The organism is Kitasatospora sp. NPDC015120 (genome assembly GCF_043080305.1).
In the GTDB taxonomy this organism is placed as follows: domain Bacteria; phylum Actinomycetota; class Actinomycetes; order Streptomycetales; family Streptomycetaceae; genus Kitasatospora.
Map to the genome: position 1 here is coordinate 129,251 of NZ_JBIBVJ010000016.1, position 8,793 is coordinate 138,043.

6 protein-coding genes are annotated in these 8,793 nt (G+C 76.4%); 3 read left to right on the forward strand and 3 right to left on the reverse strand.

The features are described from left to right. Positions 1-107: 107 nt before the first annotated feature. Positions 108-728 carry a DJ-1/PfpI family protein gene (locus tag ACF1AK_RS28240; protein WP_391501652.1) on the reverse strand — a complete coding sequence of 207 codons (621 nt, stop codon included), beginning with the start codon at positions 726-728 and terminating at the stop codon, positions 108-110. A 280-nt stretch (positions 729-1,008) separates the two neighbouring features. On the opposite strand from ACF1AK_RS28240, the gene ACF1AK_RS28245 reads away from it, so the two are divergent. Both ACF1AK_RS28245 and ACF1AK_RS28250 read left to right on the forward strand, forming a co-directional pair. Continuing rightward, complete coding sequence (locus ACF1AK_RS28245; protein WP_391501653.1) at positions 1,009-1,473, forward strand: hypothetical protein; 465 nt, start codon at positions 1,009-1,011, stop codon at positions 1,471-1,473. Beyond that, on the forward strand, positions 1,470-5,036 hold the full coding sequence (locus ACF1AK_RS28250; protein ID WP_391501654.1) for a tetratricopeptide repeat protein: 3,567 nt from the start codon (positions 1,470-1,472) through the stop codon (positions 5,034-5,036). Before ACF1AK_RS28245 ends, ACF1AK_RS28250 begins: the two co-directional genes overlap by 4 nt. 34 nt (positions 5,037-5,070) lie before the next feature. On the opposite strand, the gene ACF1AK_RS28255 is transcribed toward ACF1AK_RS28250, so the two are convergent. Continuing rightward, entirely contained in the window at positions 5,071-6,387 is a 1,317-nt protein-coding gene (locus ACF1AK_RS28255) for a cytochrome P450 (RefSeq protein ID WP_391501655.1), read from the reverse strand. Between the two features lie 87 nt (positions 6,388-6,474). On the opposite strand from ACF1AK_RS28255, the gene ACF1AK_RS28260 reads away from it, so the two are divergent. Continuing rightward, positions 6,475-6,969, forward strand: coding sequence for a hypothetical protein (locus ACF1AK_RS28260; protein WP_391501656.1), 495 nt, complete (start codon positions 6,475-6,477; stop codon positions 6,967-6,969). 94 nt (positions 6,970-7,063) lie between these two features. Here ACF1AK_RS28260 and ACF1AK_RS28265 read toward each other — a convergent pair. Further along, positions 7,064-8,793, reverse strand: a 1,730-nt coding sequence (locus ACF1AK_RS28265) for a M28 family peptidase (RefSeq protein WP_391501657.1), incomplete at its 5' end; no start/stop codon positions are given.

An 8,793-nucleotide genomic window follows, 5' to 3' on the forward strand; every position in this document is an offset into this window, starting at 1 on the left:
GGTCCGATGCGCAGCACCCCACCGGCCGTCGACCGGTGGGGTGCGGTGAGCCACGACGAGCCGGGCCGTCCGGCCGGGGTGGAACCGGCCCGGCCGGACGGCGGCCCTCAGCCGAGGGTGGCGGCGCGTTCGAGCACCTCGGCCGGGGCCTTGGCCACCGAGCCGGTGTCGAACGGGGGTCGCGGGTCGTACTCGGTGCAGAGCTGGATCGCCTGGGCGGTGATGTCGTCGGTGAGCAGGGCGGACAGCCGGAGGGCCATGTCGATGCCGGACGAGACCCCGGCGGCGGTGATCAGCCGGTCGTGCCGGACGACCCGCTCGGCGGTGTAGACGGCGCCGTGGGACTCCAGTTCGGCGGTCGCCGACCAGTGCGTGGTCGCGGTCAGGCCCTTCAGCAGACCGGCCGCGCCGAGCACCACGGCACCGGTGCAGACCGAGGTGGTGAACCGGGTGCCGGCGTGGATCCGGCGCACCCAGTCGAGGAAGGCGGGATCCGCGAGCATCGGCCGGATGCCGCCGCCGCCCGGGACCAGCAGGACGTCACAGCGCTCCACCTCGGAGTACGCGGTCGGCACGTGCACCGGCAGCGCCCCGAACGTGTCCCGGACCAGGCCCGGTTCGCCGGTGACGAAGCGGACGGTGGCACCCGGCACGAGCGCGAGGATCTCGTACGGGCCGATCGCGTCGAGCGGTTCGAAACCCTCGAAGAGCGGGATCACGATGTCCATGCGCCGCAGCATAGCCGCGACCCGGCCCGGCGTCCCGTGCGTCAGCCGTCGCGCAGGATGCGGCGGCCGACGGGCGGCCCGGGACGGTGGCGGTGCGTCGCGCTCCCGCCGGAGGCCGCGGCGCCGGGAGATCAGCCCCGGACGGCACGGCCGGCCACTGCTCCTCCCCGGGTTTGACGCTGCCCGGCGAGTACGGGATAAGTGGGGTTCCGCCGAGGTGCGTCGGCGCGCATGCCGGGCGCGAGGGCCGGGCGGTCCCGTGGGACAGGGGGAGAGCCGGATGAGGCAGGGGTGGAGACGGTGGGGGGCGGGGCTGGCCGCGGTCCTGGCCCTCGGCACCGTGACGTGGATCGTCGCGGGGGTCCTCGGGCCGCTCCTGGGGGTGCACGACATCGGGGCCCGGCTGGCCCTGGGCGTGGGGGCGGGGGCCGCCGCGGCCGGACCGGCGGCGCTCTGCGGCAGGTCCTTCGCCGGGGCCGGGGAGCGCCGTGAGGTGTCCCGGCAGGCCGTCGTCGGCAGCGCCGTCGGCGGCGGGGTCGTCCAGATCTCCGGGGCGCGTGGCGGCGTCAGGCTGACGGTCCGCAACGGACCCGCCGCTCCGCCCCCGCCCCCGCTCCCGTCTCCGGGCGCGCCGCCGACGGCCGTCCGGGCCGCCGCCGGGGGCCAGTTCGTCGAGCGCTCCACCGTCGGGGGCTCGGTCGTGCAGCTCGACGGCGTGGCGGGCGATGCGGAGATCGAGGCGTGATCGGCCGGAAGCGGTTGCGGCAGGGCGACCAGTGGGTGGCGGACTCGGTCGTCCACGGCTCGGTCTTCCTGATCAAGGACGTCTCCGGCGACGTCGGCATCACCGTCCACAACGAACGCCCGCTGTACAAGCTGGACGCCTTTCCGCTCGACCGCCGGGTGCTGTCGGTCGAGCGGGCCCGCCTGCAGCCCGCGCGGCTGCTCCACTCCCGCTTCGAGGTGGTGGACTTCACCGGCCGCCGGTCCGAGCTGGCCCGGCTGGCGGCCTGGCGCGACAGCGGTGAGCCGGTGTCGGCGCTGCTGCTGCACGGGGTCGGCGGCCAGGGGAAGACGCGGCTCGCGACCGAGTTCGCCCGCAGGAGCCGGACGCTCGGCTGGCGGGTGCTCCAGGCCCGGCACGCGAGCGACCCGGCCGACGGGCCCCCGCGCGGTCCCGGCCGCCTGGACGGCGAGCCCGTCCCGGGCGGCACGGGAACGCTGCTGGTCGTCGACTACGCCGACCGCTGGCCCGCGGCCGACCTGCTGGAACTGTGCGCCGACGCGACCCGGCAGCCGGACCGCACCCGAGTGCTGCTGGTCGCCCGGGCGGCCGGGGTGTGGTGGCAGACCCTGGCCGGCCACGACCTGGAGCGGATGGAGTTCGACACCGACCGGCTGGAGCTCGGCCCGCTGGCCGACGGGACCGCCGGGACCGACGGGATCGAAGGGACCGCCGGGATCGAAAGGGACGCCGGGGACGGGACCGCCGGGGACGGTGCGTCGCCCAACACCCCGCTCGCGCTGTTCACGGCCGCGTGCACCCGCTTCGCCGAGGCCCTGCGCATCACCGGCCTCGACGACCTGCCGCCGCCCCGGTCCCTGGGCGAGGACGAGGGCTTCCGTGAGGCACTGGCCGTCCACATGGCCGCCCTGGCCTGGGTCGACGCGGTCCACCGGAGCCGGCGCGACGGGTCCGCGCTTCCCGAACTGGCCAGTCCCGCCCAGGTCTCCGCCCATCTGCTGACCCGCGAAGGCGCCTACTGGCGCGACCTCCACCGGCACGGCCGGACCGGCGCCGACCAGGTCGAGCTGGGCCGGGGCGTCTACGTCGCCGCCCTGATCGGGCGCCAGACCTACGACGACGCCCTGGAGGCGGTCGCCCGGGCGACGGCCGGCAGCGGTGCGCCGTTCCCGCCCGACCGGCTGCTCCGCGACCACGCCACCGCCTACCCCGAGTCCACCGAGACCCGTCCCGGCCCGGACGGCCCGGATGCGGCGACCTTCCTCGAACCGCTGTACCCGGACCGCCTGGCCGAGGACTTCCTCGCCCTCTCGATCCCGGGGCAGCGCACGGTGCGCACCTACCAGCCCGATCCCCGGCTGACGGTCGTCCCGGCCCGGCTGCTCGGCACCGGCGATTCGGAGCGGGAGCGGTTCTGGACCCGGACCGCCCTGACCGTGCTGGCGGCCGCCGCGGCCCGCTGGCCCCACCTGATGACCAGTCAGATCGCCCCGCTGCTGGGCGCCCGGCCGGTGCTGGCGGTGCGCGCGGGCGGCGCCGCGCTCGCCGCGCTCGCGGACCTGCCCGACCTGCCCCGGGAGGTGCTGGAAGCCGTCGAGGCCCAGCTGCCCGCCGGTCGTCACACCGACCTCGACGCCGGCTCCGCCGTGGTCGCCTTCCGGCTGGCCGTCCACCGCCTCTCCGGGACCCAGGACCCCGTGGCGCACGCCGTGGTCCGGCAGGGCCTGGTCCTGCGGCTGGCCAACGCGGGCCTGAACGCCGAGGCGCTCACCACCGCCCGGGACGCCATGCCCGCCTGGCGGGTGCTCGCGGAGGCGGACCCGGAGACCTTCGAACGGGGGCTCGCGGGCGCCCTGGTGTGCCTGGCGGGCCTGCTGCCCAGGGCGGGGAGCACGGACGAGGGCCTGTCGGCGGCCCGGGAGGGCGTCGACCTCTTCCGCCGGTCGCTGACGGCCGACCCCGGTGACGCCGACCTCCGGGCCGCGCTGGCCGGGGGGCTGAGCGTCCTGGCCGACCGGCTGTCCGCGGCCCACCGGGTACCCGAGGCCCTGGCCGCCGCCCGGGAGGCGGTGGCGCTCTACCGGCCGCTCGGCGAAGCCGGTCCGCACGACCACGGAGACGGCTTCGCCGCCGCGCTCGACGGCCTCGGCAGCGTGCTGTCCGCGGTCGGCCGGTACCGGGAGGCGCTGGAGCCGGCCCGGGAGGCCGAGGCGATCCTGCGGGGGCTCGCCGAGGCCGAGCCGGCGCGCTACGCCCCCAACCACGCGCGGGTGGCCGCCCGGCTCGGCTTCCTCCTGACCAGGACGGGGCGCAGCGAGGAGGCGGTGGCCCGGGCGAGGGGGGCCGTGGAGACCTACCGGCCGCTGGCCGGGACGAACCCGGCCGTCTTCGAGTCCGGTCTCAACGCGGCGCTGACCGACCTCATCGAGTCCCTGTGGCGGGCGGGACAGCGCGAGGAGGCCCTGGCCCGGGCGCGGGAGGCCGTGGACATCTCCCGGCGGCTCGCCGGGGCCGATCCCGCGACCCACGACCCGGCCCTGGCCGCCGATCTGAGCCGGCTCGGTTCCCTGCTCTCCAGGAGCGGCCGGCGCCACGAGGCCGTCGCCCCGCTGGAGGAGGCCGTGGAGCTCGGCCGCCGGCTCGTGGCGTCGGACCCCGACGCCCACGCATCCGAACTCGGCGCCGCGCTCGGCAACCTGGGGGAGCTGCTGTGGTGGGTCGGCGACCCGCAGGACGCCCTGGCCAGGACCCGGGAGGCGGTGGAGGTCCTCCGCCGGCTCGTGGACCGGAACCCCGCCGTGCACCGGCCGGCTCTGGCCAATGCCCTCAACAGCCTCGGCATCGCCCTGTGGCGGGCGGACCTGCCCCGGGAGTCGGTGGCCGCGGCCCAGGAGTCCGCGGACCTCCACCGGGAGCTGGCCCGGGAGGACCCCGCCGCCCACGGGCCCGGGCTCGCGATGGCGCTGAACAACCTGTCGGCGCGGCTGCTGGAGGTGGGCCGGTTCGAGGCGGCGCTCGGCCCGGCGCGGGAGTCCGTCGCCCTCCGGAGCCGGCTGGTGAAGGCCAACGCGGCGGCCCACGCGCCCGGTTACGCGATGTCCCTGACGACCCTCGCCACCCTGTTCCAGGCGATGGGGCGGCCCGGGGACGCCGTGGCCCCGGCCTGGCGCAGCGTCGCCGTGCGCAAGGACCTGGCCGGCACCGAGCCCGCGGCCCACCGGCCCGGCTACGGGCGCTCCCTCGGCCTCCTCGCCGCCGTCCTGCTGACGGCGGACCGTCCGCAGGAGGCGGCCGGTGCGGCCCGCGCGGCCGTGGCCGTCCACCGCGCGCCGGGCGCGGGCGACTCCTCGACCCGCCGGCCGGATGATCTGGGCCTGGCGCTGGGCATCCTGGTGTCCGCCCTGATCGATGCCGGAAGGGCGGGTTCACCGGACGCCCTGGACGCGGCGCTGGAGGGCGTGCGGATCTTCGAGCGGCTGGCCCGTGGCGAGCCGGCGGAGTACGGCGGGAAGCTGCGGGCCGCCCGGTCCCTGCTGACGAGCGTGCGGGAGGCGCACCGCTGAGGGCCGCCCGGCCGTCCCCGGGGCGGCCCGGCGCTCAGCGGCCGCCGGTCGCCGTCAGGACCGCCGGGGCCGGGCCGTCCGGGCGGACGGTGATGCTGTAGGCGGCGCCCGGCGGGGTGCTCAGGAAGCGCACCTCGTGGGCGGGGAGCAGGAGTTCGAGCAGGGCGGTGGACTCGCGCAGGGCGAACTGGGTGCCCAGGCAGGCGCGGGCGCCCAGGCCGAAGGGGAAGTAGGCGCCGAGGTGGGCGGGGCGGGTGCCGCCGGCGGTGAAGCGGCCCGGGTCGAAGCGCTCCGGGTCGGGCCACAGGGCCGGGTCGCGGTGGGTGAGGTAGGGGCAGACCAGCAGGTCGGTGCCGGCCTCGACGCGGTGACCGGCGAGGGTGTCGTCGGCGATCGCGTGCCGGGGGAGGATCCACGCCGAGGGGTAGAGCCGCAGCGTCTCGCTGACCAGCGCCTGCACCGCCTCGCGCCGCTCGGGCGAGCCCTCGGGCCCGGCCGCGAGGGCCCGGTCGCGGGCCCCGGGGTGGGCGTCGAGGAGCAGGTGGAGCCAGGTGAGGGTGGTGGCGGTGGTCTCGTGACCGGCGACGAGCAGGGTGACGAGCTCGTCGCGGATCAGCCGGTCGGTGTACTCGGGGTGCTCCTCGGCGGCGTCGAGCAGGTCGCGCAGCACCCCGGGGCCGTCCGGGCCGTCCTCACGGCGGCGGGCGGCGTCGATGGCGGCGTGGGCGACGGCGTCGATCCGGGCGAGGTCGCCGGCGACGGCGTCGCGGGCGTGGTCGCCGTCGGGCAGCTGGGGGAGGGCGGCGACCACGGCGGGGATGCGGTCGAGTTCGCGCTCGGTGGCGGCGTCCAGCGGATGGCCGGTGAGCGCGCGCCAGATGGTGTCCAGGGCGAAGTGGCGCATCTCCGCGCCGATGTCGACGCGCTCCCCGGTGCGGGCGTACCCGGCCCAGCGGTCGGCGGTGCGACGGGCCGCGGCGGCGATCCGCTGCTCGTAGCGGCGCATGCCGGGGCCGGTGAACTGCGCCTGGAGCATGCGCCGCTGGCGCTTCCAGGCGTCGCCGGTCGCGGAGAGCACGCCGTCCCCGGCGATCGCCCGGGCGCGGTGCGAGCGCTTGACGTAGCGCTCGGGGTGCCGGCCGAGGACGTGCTGGACGGCCTCCGGGTCGGTGACCAGGACGGTGGGCCGCGGGCCGATCCGGAACGCGGCGACGCCGCCGAGCCGCTGCCGGGTGCGGGCCAGCAGCTCGATCAGCTCGGCCTCCTCGGTGCGCCACTCCTCGACCGCCTCGGGCGGGAGTTCGGGCACGGGCCCTGCGGACGGGGAGCCGGGGTTCGCGGTGGCGGTCACAGCGCCGACTCTACGGCAGCGGCCCTCCGCTCCGGCGTGCCTTAGGGTCACCCGGACAGGTAACCCCCGACTCCCGGAGCGTCCGCAGTGCCGACCCCTCGCCAGAAGACCTTTGCCCGGACCGTGCCCCTGGTCGCCGCGTGCCTGGTGGCCTCCCTGGCGGCCGTGGGCCTCGGGGTGCTCGTCCTGCGGGACGGCGACCGCTGCGGCAGCGGGCAGCAGGCCCGGCTCGCGGGCCTCGCCGGGCTGGAGGAGTTGCGGCTGGCGCCCGCGGGGGCCAGGCCGGACGGGGAGGCCGTCTCCACCGAGTGCGTCGACGGCGACGGCGAGAACCTGCTGGTCGCGGCGGTCGGCTACGACCACCCCGGCCCGCCGGTCCCGGTCCAGGAGTACTACGCGGCCGAGCTGGCCGCCCGCGGCTGGACGCCCGGGCGGGCCGGCCGGATCGGCGAGACCTGCTACACCCGGCGCACCGCCGCCGGCCCCACCGTGCTGCGGGTCGGCCCGCCGCACGCCGCGCGGGACCACTACGCGCTGGTCGCCGAGGCCGCGATCGAGGGCGAGGCCGACTGCTCCTGGTGAGCCCGCCGGCGCACACGGCGGCGGTGCCGCGGTCCGTCCCCCTCGACGAACCGCGGCACCGCCCTTATCCCGTCCCGGAGACGATCCGGTCCGCTCAGATCGCCTGCCAGAGGGCCGGGACGATGTTGGGCTCCCAGCCCACCTGGGCCGTGTGGCCCTGGAGGCACCGGTAGCTGACGCCGTTCCAGGTGACGACGTCGCCCGCCTGGTACGTGGTGCCCGGGGTCCAGGTGCCGCCACCGGGGCCCGGGTCGGAGGTGACCACCAGCGAGTAGCTGCTGGTGTGGGAGACCGAACCGGTGCCGGTCACGGTCAGGTTGTACGTCCCCGTCGGGACCGACGAGCCGACCGCGACGCTGAGCGTCGCGGAGCCGCCGGACTGCACCGAGGAGGGGTTGATCGTGGCGGTCACCCCGGCCGGCGCGCCGGAGACGGCGAGGTTCACCGTCTGGGCGGAGCCGGAGGTGGTCTGGGTGTTCACCGTGGCGGTGGTGGACTCACCCGGCTTGACGGACCCGGTGGCCGGGTTGACGCCGACCGAGAAGTCGTTGCCCGGGTTGGGGCCGCCGCCGACCGAGGTCTTCCACAGGGTGTAGGCGACGCCGTCGGCGCTGCGGTCCAGCAAGGTGGCGTTGATGTTGCTGGTGGTGTCGCACGAGGAGTGGTAGCAGGAGTCGTACGCGCGGCCCGCCGTGCCGCCCCACTTCGCGGCCTGGGACGAGGACTTGGTGGCGCTGGCGCCCGCCGCGTAGCCCGAGGTCGGGATGCCGGCCGACTGGAACGAGGCGTCGTCCGAACGGCCCTGGCCCTCGACGTTCTCCTCCGGCTGGAGGTTCAGCGAGTCCCAGTAGGCCTTCATCGGCGCCGAGGTGGCGGAGTTGACGTTGTTGATGAAGTAGCCGCCGTTGGGCGAGCCGACCATGTCGAAGTTGTAGTAGCCCTTGATGGCGCTGCGCTGGCTGGAGCTCAGCTGGCTCACGTAGTACTGCGAGCCCTGCAGGCCCTGCTCCTCGCCGGTCCACCAGGCGAACCGCACGTGCCGGGTCAGGGTCGGGTTCTGCTGGGCGAGCACGAGCGCGTTCTCCAGCAGGACGGCCGAGCCGGAGCCGTTGTCGTTGATGCCCGGGCCGGCGCTGACGCCGTCCAGGTGGGCGCCGAACATGGTGACCTGGTCGGCCGGGCCGCCGGGCCAGTCGGCGATCAGGTTGTTGGCGGTGTAGGTGCACGAGCCGCAGGTCTGCTCGGAGACCTGGTAGCCGGCCGCCTGGAGCTTGGCCTTCACGTAGGCCAGCGACTGGCTGTACCCGGAGGTGCCGGTGCGCCGGTTGCCGCCGTTCTGCGAGGCGATGCTGTTGAACTGGGCCAGGTGCGCCTGGACGTTGGTGACGCTGATGTCGGGCGCGTTGCCGCCGGGGTTGCCGCCGCCGACCGTCAGCGTGTACTGCGCGGTGTGGCTGACCTGGCCGCTGGCGGTGACCGTGATCACGTAGCTGCCGGGCGCGGTGTTCGCGCTGGTGGAGACGGTCATCGTGGAGGACGCGCCGGTCTGCACCGAGGACGGGCTGAAGCTGACGCTCGCGCCGCTCGGGGCGCCGGAGGCGCTCAGGTTGACCGACTGGGCGCCGCCCGAGGTGACCGCGGTGCTGACCGTCGAGGTGACCGAGGTGCCGGGCTGGGCCTGGCCGGAGGCCGGGTTCAGGGCGAGCGAGAACTCGTTGGTCTGGCCGCCGGTGCAGGTCGGGTCGCCGGTCTGGGCGGGGACGCTGACGGCGTCCCAGGCGGCCTTGGTGCGGGTGAAGAGGTTGCAGGTCGGGTCGAGGTTCT